A 12,896-nucleotide genomic window follows, 5' to 3' on the forward strand; every position below is an offset into this window, starting at 1 on the left:
AAACTCCTTACGTTGCGTACAGCGTGTCTGCGTAGTCCATCCACTTCACGAACTGCCGCTCAGTTGGCTCATTCGGTGCCGCATAGGTCGTGAAGTTGAAAATCCTCTGCGCCAGGTCATTGCCCTGCCCCTGGGCCGGATTGTCGTACGCTTCCCGGCCGCGAGCATTGAGGTAGGTTCGGCGAAGGTTCCGGCTGGTTTCCGCCATCTGATCAACACTGTCGTAAATCGACCTTGCCGAAAGAGCCATGGGCGCCATCGCGTCATCGCCATCCGGCGACTTGAACAGAGGCATAGGTGCATTCTCGACAGGGGCCGAGAAGAGACTGAACGGGTTGAGATTGCTCGCAATACCGCTCAGGCCATTCACTAGACTCCTGGCTCGACCCACAGCACCCGCAATATTCGAGACGATTCCAGAGATGCGCGACCAGGCAGACTCGACGATTCCGACGATCGAATTCATGATGCCTGAAATGGCACCGAGCATCCCATTGAAGGGGCCAACGGACGCATTCTTCGTGTTGTTCGCACCGGAACTCGAAGTTCCGGTGATGCTCGACCAGATATCGGCAATCCAGCCCAGCAGCGAATCCAGGGTTCCGGTAATGCTCGCCGCCATGCCCGAGAACGAACTCGATACACTCGAATTCATGCTCTGGAGTCGGCTGATCGTTCCACTCTTCAGAGAATCCCAAAGACCGGTGATCCAGTCGACAAACCAGTTCCACAGGTCGCCGATACCCTCGATCACCCACTTCGTGGAATTCCAGAGCGTCTCGTACTGCCACACCAGGGAACCGATGTAGCTAGTGATCGCAATGAACGCCCAAGAGAGTGCCTGGAACGAAAACTCGGCAAGAGTGGCAATCTTCTCTAGTACACTGCCATTGCTGGACAGGGTGTCGAAGATGCGCGTCAGTGCGCCAGCCAAACTGTCAATCACGTCGGGCGAAACTGTGGCAAAAGCGTTCAGAAGCCGCCCCAGGGAAGGGGCGAGTTCGATCAGCGCATCACCCAGCGCCTCGAACATGTCACGGTAGTCGGAGCCGCCGCCGGCGAGCGTCTTGAAGAACTCACCGATCGCTGTTCCAATGTCAAGCAGAAACTGCTTGAAGCCGTCGACCGCGGCACTCATCTCCGGGTTCTGAAGGGCCTCTACAAGACCCTTGAGCGCATTGTCGACCAGGCCGCGGAGACCGGCCGAGAACTCATCGACATATCCGGAGCCAGCAGTGAAAGCCTCCGTCAGGGGGCCCTTAAGATTGCGGATCCACTTCTCAACGATAGGGATCTGCTGCCGAAGGGCTGCCGTCATAGGCCGAATGGCCGACGACAGTGTGTCCTTAGCAGCTTCCTTGACGCCGTCGAACTGCTTGCGGATCCGCTTGGCCTGCTCGTCATTCGACTGGAGAATGTAAGCAACACCCGCACCGATTGCAGCAATCGGTGGGAGCATCAGTGCCAGCCCGCCGACAACTGCACCAAGAATGATGACAAGACCAGCGATAGCTCCAATGGCTACCAGCACGGCCGCGGCCAGCAGTGGGAAAGCGAGACGAGCGAGAGAACGGATACCGCCACTGAACTGGCTGACACTGTTGGTCGCCTGACTGAACGCCTGGGACGCACGGTTGCCAACAATGTTCATGTTGCTGGCCATATTGGATGTCATCCGCTGAAGGCGTCGAAGTTCTCCGCGGAGCAGGTTGAACTCGTCCCTGTCCACTTCCACGTGAACCGTAAGAGTGCGAGGGCGCAGGAACGTGGCAAGTTCGATTACCGCCTGATCGAGATCCAGTTCGACCTTTACGTTGAGGTGCCTGGAGATCTCTGCAAGCTTCGCCTTCGCGAAAGTGGTGTCGACATCCACGTTGAGGTTGATGTCGCGAGGGTTGGTGAGGGCAGCGAGCTGCGAACGTACGGTCGCAAGGTTTTCCAGCTCAAGCTTCACCTTGACCGTGATGTTCTTGGCCAGGGCCTCAAGTTCGGTCTTGGCCTTGCTCAAGCCCTTCAGCTCGACAGGAACTTCGACCTTGGATTCCTTCTCGATCCGCTCCAGGAACTTCTTCAGCTTCTTCTTGAAGCCTCCGGTATCTGGAACGACCTTGACGGCAATCCGCTCGACTTCGTGCCCGCCGGCACCAGCCATGACCTCACCTCCTTATCGCTTAGCAGGTGGGAGTGGGATCAGTGATCCGGGTCCAACCTCCGTGTTTGTCTTCGCGTTTTCTCCCCGTAGCTTCCTCAGGAGAATGTCTGGCTCCTTGGCCGCCTTCTGCTTGGGGCGCGGGTACGGGTCGGGTGCGGGCACCCTCTTCTTCGAATTCACCGACAGCGTGGCGTGGTGAAGATGTAGAACGGCGTCGATGAGATCTGCAAACAGGTACGCGTGGCGATCCCAGCCATAAAATTCAGGTCCACCCCGCATAGCGGTTACGGTCGTGGAATCAAGTGGAAGGGCCTCCACAAGCGCTAGAGCGTGCCTAGGGGGAAGGGATCCGTCGAAGACCCCGTGAATATCAACCCCGTAGCGGGCGAGGAGATCCGCATAGATCTCCCCGCCGAACTCTTCAATCAGCTTGTGGAGTCGGACGCTTCCGGGCCCTGAGCCGCCTCCATCCACGCCTTGAAGATCTCCATGCGGGCGTCGGTCGGCAGGTCGGCCAGCGACTTACGCATGGCGTCCTTGCGGTCCGCGGCAACAACAAGCATCTGATCGACCGCCTCCAGGCGGGTCTCAAAGTCGTTGTCGTCGTTCTCGATCACGGAGACGTGCGCCAGGGCGTTCTTCAGCTCTGTCTTCGACAGGTGCAGCAGGGGGCGAAGCAGCAGCTCCTTGCCGTCCTTCGCAATGAAGGAGAGCCCCATCTCCTTCTCTGCCTGCTCGGCCTTCGCCTTCAGGTCAGCAAAACTAAGCGTAGCCATTTCGGTTACCTCTCTATCCGCGCCATCCCGGCAACGGTGCAGATGTGCAGATGAAAAGAGCCCCCGGACCCCGTTATCTGCGAACAGGGCCCGAGGGCTAGTCAGGGTTGGATCAGGCGACGTAGTTCAGCCGCTCGGAAATGGTTCCCGTGTAGTCGGTGCCATCCGCGCTCAGCATCGTTGCGACAACCGGGATCTCGGCAAGTGCTGCCGGGTCGTACTCGATCGCGTCGCCTCCCGTGAGAGACGCCTTCCCGTAGTGCTCGACAACCTGATACTCGCCGTCAACGGCGATAATCAGCAGCGCCTTCTCCTGCGGAACAGAGACGGCCGGGATCTGGAACGCCTTCACCGTGTCCTCGGGCAGGGCCGGCGTCACACCATCGGGGCCGACAATGACGCCACCGCCGTAGTACAGCGCGTAGGCGTCCACCGTGAAGTCCAGCAGGTTGATGGTCAGCGACCGTGTCTTGGTCGGGCGGGTCGTCTTGAGGCTCGGGTTCTGCCACGAGCCGAGGACCGCAGGCTCATCGCCATCGGTCTCCCGAGAGATGCCGTTCTCCAGCGACGTATTCCCCACCGAAACCCAGGTCGCGCCAGGCGCCTTCGGGTCTGCGATCGGTAGAGCCGGGATCGCGGTGCCAACATCAGCAACGTACACATAACCGGTGCTTGGCAGCACAGGCGCATCCGCCATTAGGGCCTCCTAGAAAGAAGAAAGCCCCGCCGATGGCAGGGCTGTGAGAGAGAAAAGAGGGGTTCAGTCTCGGGCTCGCGCCCAAAGGTCATAGGTCGCATCGAAGTTGAAACTGTCCGGATGCTTACCTGTCAGACCGTCACGGTCGAGCTGGGGTCCCTTGATCGTCTCGAAGTTGGACACAACGCCTTCCTCCGAGAAGTAGTTATCCCGACGAGCCTGGTAGAAGGCGGACTGAACTCGCCTTGCCAGGTCGGAGGCAGCCTTGCGCGTCGAAGCGACCACGGACACCGAGAGGATCGCGTGATCCACCCGGTAATCCACAGTCCTGCCGCTGGTCCGCGCAACCCAGACAAGGGGCAGGGCCTTGCTCCAGTCATTCGGAGCGGTGGTCCTGAAGTTGGCCTCACCAGGGAGGTAGTAGTTCAGGAGATCCAGTGCCAGCGCTTCCGTGTCGGGGAGCTTAGGCAGGTCAGCCATAGATAGCCCCCTTGATGAAGTGAAGTCCTTGGATGCGTTCCTCGGTCCGGTTGTGCTTGAAACCGAAGTTCACCGGGGCCGCGTACCGGGCCCCGATGTAGACCCAGTAGTCCTTGTCGTTCGCGCGCTCGACACCCACGGAGGACAGCAGAAACCCTGTCCGGGAGTGAGGGCGGATCAGTGTCCTGATCCGGAACTCCAGCAAGTACGCCTGCTTGCGTACCGCGGCCTGGACTCCGGGCAGCTCCGCAACGATCTCGTTCAGGTTGTTTCTTACGTAGGCCATCAGGCGTCTCCCATCAGCTCGGCTGTGAGGGACACGTAGCTCTGTGAGGGGCGTAGGCCCTGGAAGATGCGGGGGTCCTCCTGGACAGTCCAGAGCTGCCCGCGGAACTCCAGCCGGCCCCACTTGTCGGTGGGGACCGAACCGCCGAGCGGCTTGAAGATCAGCCGACACCGGTTCACGTCTGCCCAACCCTGGGCGGTGATCCGACTGTCGATCGCCCAGCCGGCACCCGCAAAACCAACGGGGAGGATGAACGCCCGGAACTCGACGTAGGGGAGTGGGTTGCCAGCCTCGTCCTCGAACGTCGGGTAGGTGCCGCCGTAGCCGTCGTCAGCCATGCGAATGGGGTAGGCGCGAACGACCTCGTTGGCCTTGTCGAGGATCGCCATGTCACACCGCCGTGTAGGAGGTCTTGACGGCCAGCGACCACTTCGAGACATCGCCGTCGTAGTTCAGGCGTGCCCTCCAGCGGTAAACCCCGGACTCGACCGGGGCCGGGAAGATCGCCTGCCAGTACGGAGCCCCGCCGTCACTGATGTCCGCAGACTGCGTGTAAACAACGTCATCCCACTGGATGCCGTCCACGCTGTACTGGACTTGGACCAGGCCCTCCTTGCAGGTGCGGCCAGAGATCAGAATGTCTCCCGGACCGGTTGCCGCGGTTGGGGCTTCAACGACAGGCGGGGTGAGGCTCGACAGGTAGTAAGGGCTGAACACCCGGATGGATCCGACACCTGGACGCTTCCAGCGTAGGTACGCCCGAAGGTCGGCCTTCGCCGAGTTGGACAGCAGCACCGCGCCGCCGCCGTAGGCGTAGCCCGTGGACAGGTCGGCAATGCGCTCGGTCGAGACACCGGGCTCGCTGTTCAGCAGCCGGCGAACCTCCAGGAGGGCGACGGCCTTCACGGCACCAGGCGCCGGGTCGCTGAAGGTGCGTCGGCAGTAGACCTCGATGGCGTCCGTAACGTTCTGGATGAAGGAGTTAACCCGATCCAGGTCCTCTGCGGTGTAGGTCTCCCTGGTCTGGACGGAGACCTCGTCAGCAGTAATAAGCAAGGTGGCCTCCAAAGGAAAGGGGCCCCGAAGGGCCCCTCTCACGACAGATCAGGCAGCCGGCGCTGCGTAGTCACCCACGACAACGAGCTGCTCCGGACGGATCACCTTCGCGTCGTAGATCAGACGGGACTTGACCGCCGAAGTGAAGCCGTCCTCGGGGTTGTACGCGGCCAGCTCGGCGTGAGGCATGACCAGCGAAACCGCGTTGGTCGAACCCATCAGCATCGAGATGTTCGCCGCGCCCGTGTGGTTGCCCTTCACAAGCTTCTTGCCGCTGGTGGTCGAGGCGTTCTTGAGGATGTTCGACACGTACACCGGCACTCCGAGGATCTGGCCGATGACGCCGGTTGGCATCACAGCCCCGCCACCCCAGTTGCTAGCGTCGGTGAAGTTCGGGTCCTTCAGAAGCGCCGCCCGGATGGACGGAGCCACGATCAGGTAGCGGTCCTGGGGAGCCGAAACATTGTCCAGCTCCGTAACCATGTCCACGATCTTCTCGTAGACCCAGCTAGCACCCGTGCCCTCGGCGAGCTGAGTAACCGAGCCGTGCAGGTCGGTCAGCGCGTTGAAGTCCGCGAGGACAGTCGGGATGGTCTTGGAAGTGGTCGAGTTCAGGTCCTTGCCCTCGACCGCGGCTGTGATCGTCTGCGCAACCAGGGCGTCAATCGCCTGGGAAGTGCGGCGAGCACGCTGACGGATCAGGTCGCTCATCAGGTCGATGCCAGCCTGAGTCTGGAGCTGGTGGAGCGAGTCCACCTCGAAGCGGAACGAGCTGCCCTTCTGGACAGTCAGCTTGATGTACTCAAGCTCGCTGTGGTCCATCTCGTCGGCACTGAAAGCGCCGTACGCCTTCTTGGTGCCGAAGTCACGAACCGTCTCCAGGAAGTGAGGGATGTGCAGCACGTCACCGTTGCGGCGGAACTCACCCTCGTAGTTCCGGTTGGTGACCAGCGACGAACCCAGAATCAGGGTTGCCTCAAGGTCGGTGAGATACTGCGCAGTCCACAGCTCGGGAATGAACAGGTTGTCTGTACCCTGAAGCGGGTGCCCGACCTGGCTGTCGGTGTAGGTGCCGTTGGCAAAAGCCTCGGCCATGGGGATTCTCCTTTAGCGCATACAAAAGGACCCCACGGCTAATCCGTGAGGTCCTGCAAAAGGGGGCTTGGTTAGTTGAGCTGTCCCCGCATCAGCGCATCGAACCGGCCCTCAGCGCGCAGCTTGGCGATCTCCCCGAACTTGCGTTCGTTGGTGAGTCGCTGGAGATCTGCACGGGAAAGCTGGCCTGCGTTCGCATTCGACTGGGCACCGATGTTCAGATCAGCAGCAGTCTTCTCGAACTTGCGCTTGGTCCCGGAAAGGGACGACAGGAGATCAAGGTTCGGCTCACCCTCGTCGGTGAACACCTTGCTTGGGTCGAGGAGACCCAGAACCTCGTCAGGGACGCCGGCCTTGGCGGCAGCGGCCTGAAGCTTCGTGTGCTTGAGCTGGTTCTCGTACTCGGCCATCGCGGCAGTACGGCCACGCTCCTCGGCCTCCAGAAGCGCCTTGTCCGTCTCGGACATGTTGGCCCTCTGAAGCTCCTGAAGCTTCTCCCAGTTCTCCTTCTTCTTCGCCTCTTCCTGGCGTGCCAGGGACTTGTACTTCGTGACGTTGCTCTCCAGCTCGGTAATCTGCTCCAGAGCCTCCTCAAGGGTCTGCGGACCCTTCGGCTCCTCGGTTACCGGCTCAGCCTCAACCTGCGTCTGCTCGGTGGACTGCTCACTCATTGGGGTCTCCATCTCGGATCAAAAATGACGGGCAGTCCCATCTCGGGACGCCCGCCAGCAAAGGTGAGGGGTGAAGCTATTCGGTTATCGGGCCTGCCTAGCGGCTCGCCTTCTCCTTCTGTCGCTGAGTGGTAGCGCTGGCTGCGGGCTTTCCTGCGCCGGCGCCGTTGCCTTCGGCTCCGAGGTCTTCTTCCTTCGGGCCGTACTTCTCGCGCCACTCGGCTTCTTGCTTGAGTTCATCTTCACGCATCTCCGCGAATCGGTTAATCTGCTGCGGCGAGTAACCCGCCTCCTCCCAAAGCTGACGCTTCGGAACCTCCAGCAGCTCCTTCTCCTTGCCGAGAGCATCAACAAGGGTCGCCTTCTGACGGTGCTCGGGGTCTGCCCAAATGACCTCGGCGTCCCATGCCTCGGCCCGTGGATCGTCCATAACCTTGAAGGACAGGCGCATGGCCTGCTCCCAGGACTCACCGAAATGCAGCATCCGCTCGCGCGCCTTAGCGACAAGACCCGCTTCGGCAGCGGTAATGCTCTCGCCGGATGGTGCCTGCCCACCGTTTAGAAGAAAGTAGTGGAACGGCACGCGTGACTGGCTCGCCATGTGCTGGACGAGCATGTCAATGAGCTTGACGTAGTTGCCAAGGTCAGCGGCGGCGAACTGGTCGGTTCCAACGTTCTCGCCATCGAAGGTAAGAATGCGGTCGACATACGCCTTCAGCATCGCCTGGCGTTCCTCGTCAGAATCCTCGAACGGCTCCAGGCCGGTAATGATCCTCTGGGGGAAGGCCGCAAACTCGGAGGCAACGATGGCGTCAGCGCTCACCTTATTGATGGCGTCCTGTACCGGCAGGATCGCCGCCAGCTCGGAGAAAGGCTTCTGCTTGAGCCGCTTGCGGTTCAGCAGGGGAACGATCGGAACCACGCCGAGGGGGTTCCTGACAGATTCCGGCTCGCTCCAGTCGTTGGAGCCCTTGACGGACGTGTAAACGCCGTCAGGTAGCCACAGGGTGCTGTGGATCTCGCCCCAGTCGTCCTGGAACTCTCGGTAGCCGGCCTCCAGGAGCCGGCGGCTTCCGGGGGCGTACTGGACAACAACCTCGTTGGCGGACTCCGGTGTGATGACCGGCTCGTCCTCGTCGTCACCCCAGACGATCAAGTAGGCGGAGCCCTGGACCATCGCATCGATCATCGCTGCGTTGGAATCGGCGTCCAGGAAGTTCTTCTGCCAGATCTGAAGGGCGTCCTTGTCGGCCTCCTCCTCGTCTCCCATCCGGAAGCCCTTGACGGTGAGCCGTTCGGAGATGGAGTCCACGATCAGTGGTGCGAAGTTGTCCCGGTAACCGCGGAACATGTCGCCGAAGATCTCGCGGAACTTCTGCTGAGCGTAGGAAAGGACGGTGTTCTCAGAGTCGTAGTACTCGACGTACTTCCGCCCCTGGGCTGCCTGCACGTGGAGCCGTCCCGACATGTAGTCGATCCACTCAAGTGGGGACTGCGGCTTCGTACGAATGACTAACCTCCCTTCTCTACTTGCTATCTACTATTTAGTATGTGCGCATTCGGGCCTTGCGGCGGATCTTCATCCGGCCATCGTCGATGGCCAAACCCCGCGCCTCGTAGGCCAAGACCGCGGCCATCGCCGCATCGATCTTCTTCTTCGAGTTCGGGTTCTCCTTGGTGATCAGGAGCCCCTGAGGAACCTCGTACGTCACCGTGTTAGTGATGTGCCGTGCAAGGTCCTTATCACCGTCGTGGCAGATCTCCTGCCCGAGAACAACGGCAGTGTGGAAGCGCTCAACGGAGGCCACCATCTTCTTCCGCTGCTGAGGCGGGAATTCGAAGACGATGTCCCGCCCATCGCGGTCCATCTCCTTGAAATCCAGGGCCCAGACACCGACGAGGTTCTGCCAGTAGGACGGGTCGACGCAGACCCACTCAACCCTGTAGGTATCGCGGGCCTGACGCATGGCCTTGTCCACGAGGAACGTGTTGACCTGCCAGTCGTCGTCGTGGTCTGGCTTCTCCTGGAGATGGATGAGGAACAGCTTCCCGTCCCTCAGCCGGCACCCGACGATCGCCGTGGAGTCTGATCGGAGGGAACCGTCGAACCCGATTGCGATCTGATCACCGGGCTTGATCGGATCATCGAGGGAGAGTAGGTCGTTCCACTCGTACTTATTGATCCAGTTATCGGCAGACTCAGCAATCTGGTTCAAATAGAAGCGCCAGAACACCGCGTTAGGTGTGAGGGGGTCCGTCGCCAGATCGACAAGTCCTTCGATCGGGGCCCAGTGGGAGTCGCCGTACGCCTCCTTGAGCGCCGTGTAAACAGCCTCAGTATCAGTGAGGTCCTCTACCGGCTGCCCTTCACGGCAGTCGTAGAGAAGCTTTGCGGTGCCCTTCACGAACGAGTCGTAGGTGCGCTGAGCCACACTGTCTTCGTTCGGGTTAAACGCATTTGTGGTCTGCATGGCACGCGAGCCGGCGCGCATCGTCTTATCGACGTTACGCTGAAGCGTCTCGAACACGTAGACGCCACCATTGGACGTGATCCAGTGATGCGTCTCGTCGCAAATAACGAGCATTGTCTATGCCCGGCCCCCGGTGAAACCTCACCGGGGGCCGAACAAAGGTTGGCCTCGCCCCCTCTAGACCGCGCGAGGAGGACGCCACAGGCTCAATGCGTCCGGGCTTACCATCCCGGAACTGAATGCGCTCCTTGCCGATCTCCAGATCGTAGGCAGCCTCGGCCGGGCTCTCGGCGAGCATCCCTCGAATCATGTCTCGGGTGTTCGCAGTCTGCTCCAGCGAGACCGCCGCAATCTGCACTAGGGGGAGCTGCACATGGACCGCAATGGGCTGACCGTCCTTGGCCCAACCCCCGAACCGGCAGGGGCCGATGAACTCAATGATCGCGAGCGCCGCCAACAGCGGCGTCTTGCCCCATCCCTTGCTGCGGCGGAGAGACACCTTCTGGTACCGCCACCGGCCGTTCTTGTCGATGCTGTAGGCCCAGAGGATGAAGCGCTTCTGCTCGGCCGTGAACTGCCACGGCTGGCCGGCGTTCTCGCCGTCCGGCTGGACGATGTACGTCTCACACCAGCGAAGGATCTGGTATCCGAGCGTCTCGTAGGGGGTTGGTACGCCCTTCGGGAGGTTGCCGGTCTGCGCATCCCAGTCGGGGTTGTACGCCACCAGCTCACCTCCTAGTCGTCGTTCAGCTCCGCGTACAGTTGGAGGTCCGCCTCGATGGTGGGCGGTGCCTCTTCCTTGTCCTTCTTCTGCTTGTCCTTGAGGGCTGCCACCTTCAGCCGCATCCGGTCGCCGATCGTGGCGCCGAGCAAGCTCTCGCACTGCCGCAGCTCCGCGGCAACGAAGTGGGAACCGGTGTCAATGAACTTCTCGTGCAGCCGAGCCATGCGACGGAGCGTCAGCCAGTCGGTAGGCATGAACCAGGCCGCCTGCTCGCTGTCGGCCCAGACGTCGAAGTAGAGCTGCGTCTCCGAGGAGAACGAGCTGCGGTTCGGGAGCTTGGTCAGCCTCCGGTCGATCGGGCCGGCGTACTCCTCCAGGTGTGAGGTGTCGACCTCGTTGCGGCGGACCCGAGTCTCGGGATCCTTGGGCAACCTGCCCCTGCCTGCCACGTGACACCTCCCCTGTGCCGTTGATGAAAGAAGTAAGTAGCCCCGGCGGGAATCGAACCCGCTCCCCGAGATTGAGAGTCTCGTGACCTGCCGTTAGTCCACGGGGCCATGCGCTCCCAGCCAAGGATTCGAACCTCGCCTACCGGGTTCAGAGCCCGGCGTCCTACCGCTAGACGAGCTGGGAATGGAGCCTCATGCCGGAATCGAACCGGCATCTAATGGGTGGAAGCCATTTGTCATCGCCGTTAGACCAATGAGGCTAGAGGACAACATTCGTCGTCCCGAGGTTGGCTAGGCAGGAGTCGAACCCGCACCTTACTCTTTAGGAGAGAGACGCTCTATCCATTGAGCTACTAGCCAGAGAGCGGAGAATCAGGGATTCGAACCCCGGACGGGCGTGAAGCCCGCTACGGCTTAGCAGGCCGCTGCCATACCACTAGGCGAATTCTCCAGAGAGCCCCGTGTAGGAATCGAACCCACATCTTCTGCTTACAAGGCAGTAGCTCTAAGCCATTGAGCTAACAGGGCGAGCCGGGGGATTGCCGTAGCGCACCTTGTTCCCGGTAAGCGGAAAGCGGAGGAGTTGAACCCCAATGCCGTAACATCCACCCGTTTTCGAGACGGGGACCGCAACCGACTGCGATGTCACTTTCCAGAGTTGGCCATGCGGGATTTGAACCCGCGATCTTCCGTGTATCAGACGGATGCTTTACCCAGACTAAGCTAATGACCAAGTGGAGACTGCGGGGCTCGAACCCGCCGCCGCCGGCTTGCAAGGCCGGTGCTCTACCAAATGAGCTAAGTCCCCAAGATTGCAAAGGCATTTGCTGGTTGCGACATACGTTTCGCACGAGTTGTATTTTCACCTAGGAACGCTGTACCTCTAGGTACCTTTGCAAGCGTCCTCACTGAGGGATTCGAACCCCCAACGCATCGGGTCTGAGCCGATCGCCTCTACCAGATTGGGCTAAGTGAGGAAAGCTGACCATACAGGACTCGAACCTGTATCTCCCGGATTAACAGTCCAGCGCTCTACCGAATTAAGCTAATGGTCATTGATGGGCAGCACCGCCTAAAGCGGACCAGCCCCGTAGGTCCAGGAGGGCTCGAACCTCCACAACTCCGGGTAAGAGCCGGATGCACTACCAATTATGCTATAGACCCATGCGCACTGCCCTTGCACCAGCAGGGAATCGAACCCGGACAGTACTGGACGCGTTTGCAACCGCATCGTGTGTGACCCCCAGGAATCGAACCTGAGACCTGCCGGGTTTCAACCGGCCGCTCTTACCAACTGAGCTAGAGCCACTTGGAAGCGCTGACGGGATTTGAACCCGTACATGACAGGGTTGCAGCCTGCCGCCTTTGCCGTTCAGCCACAGCGCTTCGGCGAACCTGACCGGACTCGAACCGGCGACCTCCGCCGTGACAGGGCGGCGCTCTACTCTTCTGAGCTACAGATCCATTGGGTGTGGGCACCTGACGTTTCGGATGTTTAAACAGCGGCCTGCCGCTGTCCCACAAAGTACCCGTCCCAGGATTCGAACCCGGATTCCGAGGTTCGTAGCCTCGTGCTCTATCCATTGAACTAGACGGGCGGGGTGACATGCGGGGCACGATCCCGCTCCTCCAGGGTCACAACCTGGCGTGCACACCAACTACACCAATGCCACAGTAGACCTTCCAGGGTTCGAACCTGGGGCTTCCTGCTTGTAAGGCAGGCACTCTTCCGCTGAGTTAAAGGTCCATGGTCGCGGACGCCTGGATTCGAACCAGGGGCCTTCGGGTTATGAGCCCGCCGCTCTGACCTCTGAGCTACGCCGCGTTGAGTATAGTCGGAGGGACTTGAACCCCCATATTCCCGCTTCCAAAGCGGACCCATTAGCCATTATGGTACGACTATATGCGTCCGTGTGTTCTGATCATTTAGCAGTGCATCATTTACATGGTCCACGGACAGACCGAGCACGACGGGTAGGATTCGAACCTACACCGACTGGTTTTGGAGACCAGCGCTCTACCAATTGAGCTACCGACGC

The 12,896-nt window shown here is 60.6% G+C and carries 13 protein-coding genes and 21 tRNA genes; all 34 read right to left on the reverse strand.

Annotation, left to right across the window (positions count from 1 at the left end; translation table 11 throughout):
• Positions 1–7: 7 nt before the first annotated feature.
• The gene (locus F7P10_RS34075) at positions 8–2,152 is read right to left on the reverse strand and encodes a hypothetical protein (RefSeq protein WP_151015849.1); all 2,145 of its coding nucleotides are present in this window, start codon (positions 2,150–2,152) and stop codon (positions 8–10) included.
• Between the two features lie 425 nt (positions 2,153–2,577).
• The gene (locus tag F7P10_RS34080; protein ID WP_151015851.1) at positions 2,578–2,928 is read right to left on the reverse strand and encodes a hypothetical protein; all 351 of its coding nucleotides are present in this window, start codon (positions 2,926–2,928) and stop codon (positions 2,578–2,580) included.
• A gap of 112 nt (positions 2,929–3,040) precedes the next feature.
• Entirely contained in the window at positions 3,041–3,625 is a 585-nt protein-coding gene (locus F7P10_RS34085; protein WP_151015853.1) for a hypothetical protein, read from the reverse strand.
• A gap of 63 nt (positions 3,626–3,688) precedes the next feature.
• Positions 3,689–4,105: a hypothetical protein gene (locus F7P10_RS34090; RefSeq protein ID WP_151015855.1), complete on the reverse strand. Its 417-nt coding sequence runs from the start codon at positions 4,103–4,105 to the stop codon at positions 3,689–3,691.
• Positions 4,098–4,391 (reverse strand): DUF5403 family protein, encoded by a 294-nt coding sequence (locus F7P10_RS34095; RefSeq protein WP_151015857.1) that lies wholly within the window; start codon positions 4,389–4,391, stop codon positions 4,098–4,100. Before F7P10_RS34095 ends, F7P10_RS34090 begins: the two co-directional genes overlap by 8 nt.
• Positions 4,391–4,780 carry a hypothetical protein gene (locus F7P10_RS34100; protein WP_151015859.1) on the reverse strand — a complete coding sequence of 130 codons (390 nt, stop codon included), beginning with the start codon at positions 4,778–4,780 and terminating at the stop codon, positions 4,391–4,393. The genes F7P10_RS34095 and F7P10_RS34100 overlap by 1 nt, the downstream gene beginning before the upstream one ends.
• Before the next feature lies 1 nt (position 4,781).
• Entirely contained in the window at positions 4,782–5,447 is a 666-nt protein-coding gene (locus F7P10_RS34105) for a hypothetical protein (protein WP_218040224.1), read from the reverse strand.
• Between the two features lie 48 nt (positions 5,448–5,495).
• A complete protein-coding gene (locus tag F7P10_RS34110; protein ID WP_151015863.1) occupies positions 5,496–6,542 on the reverse strand; it encodes a hypothetical protein in 1,047 nt (348 codons plus the stop codon).
• Between the two features lie 71 nt (positions 6,543–6,613).
• Complete coding sequence (locus F7P10_RS34115; protein WP_151015865.1) at positions 6,614–7,213, reverse strand: hypothetical protein; 600 nt, start codon at positions 7,211–7,213, stop codon at positions 6,614–6,616.
• A 97-nt stretch (positions 7,214–7,310) separates the two neighbouring features.
• On the reverse strand, positions 7,311–8,681 hold the full coding sequence (locus F7P10_RS34120; RefSeq protein WP_151015867.1) for a phage portal protein: 1,371 nt from the start codon (positions 8,679–8,681) through the stop codon (positions 7,311–7,313).
• A gap of 76 nt (positions 8,682–8,757) precedes the next feature.
• Entirely contained in the window at positions 8,758–9,741 is a 984-nt protein-coding gene (locus tag F7P10_RS34125; RefSeq protein ID WP_218040225.1) for a hypothetical protein, read from the reverse strand.
• Positions 9,719–10,408: a hypothetical protein gene (locus F7P10_RS34130; protein WP_176611768.1), complete on the reverse strand. Its 690-nt coding sequence runs from the start codon at positions 10,406–10,408 to the stop codon at positions 9,719–9,721. Before F7P10_RS34130 ends, F7P10_RS34125 begins: the two co-directional genes overlap by 23 nt.
• An 11-nt stretch (positions 10,409–10,419) precedes the next feature.
• Positions 10,420–10,857 (reverse strand): hypothetical protein, encoded by a 438-nt coding sequence (locus tag F7P10_RS34135; protein WP_151015869.1) that lies wholly within the window; start codon positions 10,855–10,857, stop codon positions 10,420–10,422.
• A 37-nt stretch (positions 10,858–10,894) separates the two neighbouring features.
• Positions 10,895–10,965 (reverse strand) — tRNA-Glu (locus F7P10_RS34140).
• A gap of 5 nt (positions 10,966–10,970) precedes the next feature.
• Positions 10,971–11,041 (reverse strand) — tRNA-Gln (locus tag F7P10_RS34145).
• 1 nt (position 11,042) lies between these two features.
• Positions 11,043–11,117, reverse strand: a tRNA-Gly gene (locus F7P10_RS34150).
• Between the two features lie 27 nt (positions 11,118–11,144).
• Positions 11,145–11,217: transfer RNA gene (locus F7P10_RS34155), tRNA-Arg, on the reverse strand.
• A 5-nt stretch (positions 11,218–11,222) separates the two neighbouring features.
• Positions 11,223–11,308 (reverse strand) — tRNA-Ser (locus tag F7P10_RS34160).
• Between the two features lie 4 nt (positions 11,309–11,312).
• Positions 11,313–11,385: transfer RNA gene (locus F7P10_RS34165), tRNA-Thr, on the reverse strand.
• Positions 11,386–11,424: 39 nt separating this feature from the next.
• Positions 11,425–11,512 (reverse strand) — tRNA-Ser (locus F7P10_RS34170).
• 3 nt (positions 11,513–11,515) lie between these two features.
• A tRNA-Ile gene (locus tag F7P10_RS34175) sits at positions 11,516–11,590 on the reverse strand.
• A 2-nt stretch (positions 11,591–11,592) separates the two neighbouring features.
• Positions 11,593–11,665: transfer RNA gene (locus F7P10_RS34180), tRNA-Ala, on the reverse strand.
• Positions 11,666–11,759: 94 nt separating this feature from the next.
• Positions 11,760–11,834: transfer RNA gene (locus tag F7P10_RS34185), tRNA-Leu, on the reverse strand.
• A 4-nt stretch (positions 11,835–11,838) separates the two neighbouring features.
• A tRNA-Asn gene (locus F7P10_RS34190) sits at positions 11,839–11,912 on the reverse strand.
• A 36-nt stretch (positions 11,913–11,948) separates the two neighbouring features.
• Positions 11,949–12,021: transfer RNA gene (locus F7P10_RS34195), tRNA-Lys, on the reverse strand.
• Positions 12,022–12,092: 71 nt separating this feature from the next.
• A tRNA-Phe gene (locus F7P10_RS34200) sits at positions 12,093–12,166 on the reverse strand.
• A 1-nt stretch (position 12,167) separates the two neighbouring features.
• Positions 12,168–12,243: transfer RNA gene (locus tag F7P10_RS34205), tRNA-Cys, on the reverse strand.
• Positions 12,244–12,247: 4 nt separating this feature from the next.
• Positions 12,248–12,321: transfer RNA gene (locus tag F7P10_RS34210), tRNA-Asp, on the reverse strand.
• Positions 12,322–12,383: 62 nt separating this feature from the next.
• Positions 12,384–12,455: transfer RNA gene (locus F7P10_RS34215), tRNA-Arg, on the reverse strand.
• 2 nt (positions 12,456–12,457) lie between these two features.
• Positions 12,458–12,530: transfer RNA gene (locus tag F7P10_RS34220), tRNA-His, on the reverse strand.
• A gap of 2 nt (positions 12,531–12,532) precedes the next feature.
• Positions 12,533–12,604: transfer RNA gene (locus F7P10_RS34225), tRNA-Val, on the reverse strand.
• Position 12,605: 1 nt separating this feature from the next.
• Positions 12,606–12,682, reverse strand: a tRNA-Ile gene (locus tag F7P10_RS34230).
• Positions 12,683–12,687: 5 nt separating this feature from the next.
• A tRNA-Pro gene (locus tag F7P10_RS34235) sits at positions 12,688–12,760 on the reverse strand.
• A gap of 63 nt (positions 12,761–12,823) precedes the next feature.
• Positions 12,824–12,896: transfer RNA gene (locus tag F7P10_RS34240), tRNA-Trp, on the reverse strand.

This window comes from Actinomadura sp. WMMB 499, from assembly GCF_008824145.1.
Lineage (GTDB): Bacteria > Actinomycetota > Actinomycetes > Streptosporangiales > Streptosporangiaceae > Spirillospora.

What these genes read in the sequence shown, in the direction of transcription:
- F7P10_RS34095 (WP_151015857.1), bottom strand. Translation starts at nt 4,391, where the DNA reads ATGGCCTACGTAAGAAACAACCTGAACGAGATCGTTGCGGAGCTGCCC.
- F7P10_RS34090 (WP_151015855.1), bottom strand. Translation starts at nt 4,105, where the DNA reads ATGGCTGACCTGCCTAAGCTCCCCGACACGGAAGCGCTGGCACTGGAT.
- F7P10_RS34110 (WP_151015863.1), bottom strand. Translation starts at nt 6,542, where the DNA reads ATGGCCGAGGCTTTTGCCAACGGCACCTACACCGACAGCCAGGTCGGG.
- F7P10_RS34075 (WP_151015849.1), bottom strand. Translation starts at nt 2,152, where the DNA reads ATGGCTGGTGCCGGCGGGCACGAAGTCGAGCGGATTGCCGTCAAGGTC.
- F7P10_RS34100 (WP_151015859.1), bottom strand. Translation starts at nt 4,780, where the DNA reads ATGGCGATCCTCGACAAGGCCAACGAGGTCGTTCGCGCCTACCCCATT.
- F7P10_RS34080 (WP_151015851.1), bottom strand. Translation starts at nt 2,928, where the DNA reads ATGGCTACGCTTAGTTTTGCTGACCTGAAGGCGAAGGCCGAGCAGGCA.
- F7P10_RS34115 (WP_151015865.1), bottom strand. Translation starts at nt 7,213, where the DNA reads ATGAGTGAGCAGTCCACCGAGCAGACGCAGGTTGAGGCTGAGCCGGTA.
- F7P10_RS34120 (WP_151015867.1), bottom strand. Translation starts at nt 8,681, where the DNA reads ATGTCGGGACGGCTCCACGTGCAGGCAGCCCAGGGGCGGAAGTACGTC.
- F7P10_RS34085 (WP_151015853.1), bottom strand. Translation starts at nt 3,625, where the DNA reads ATGGCGGATGCGCCTGTGCTGCCAAGCACCGGTTATGTGTACGTTGCT.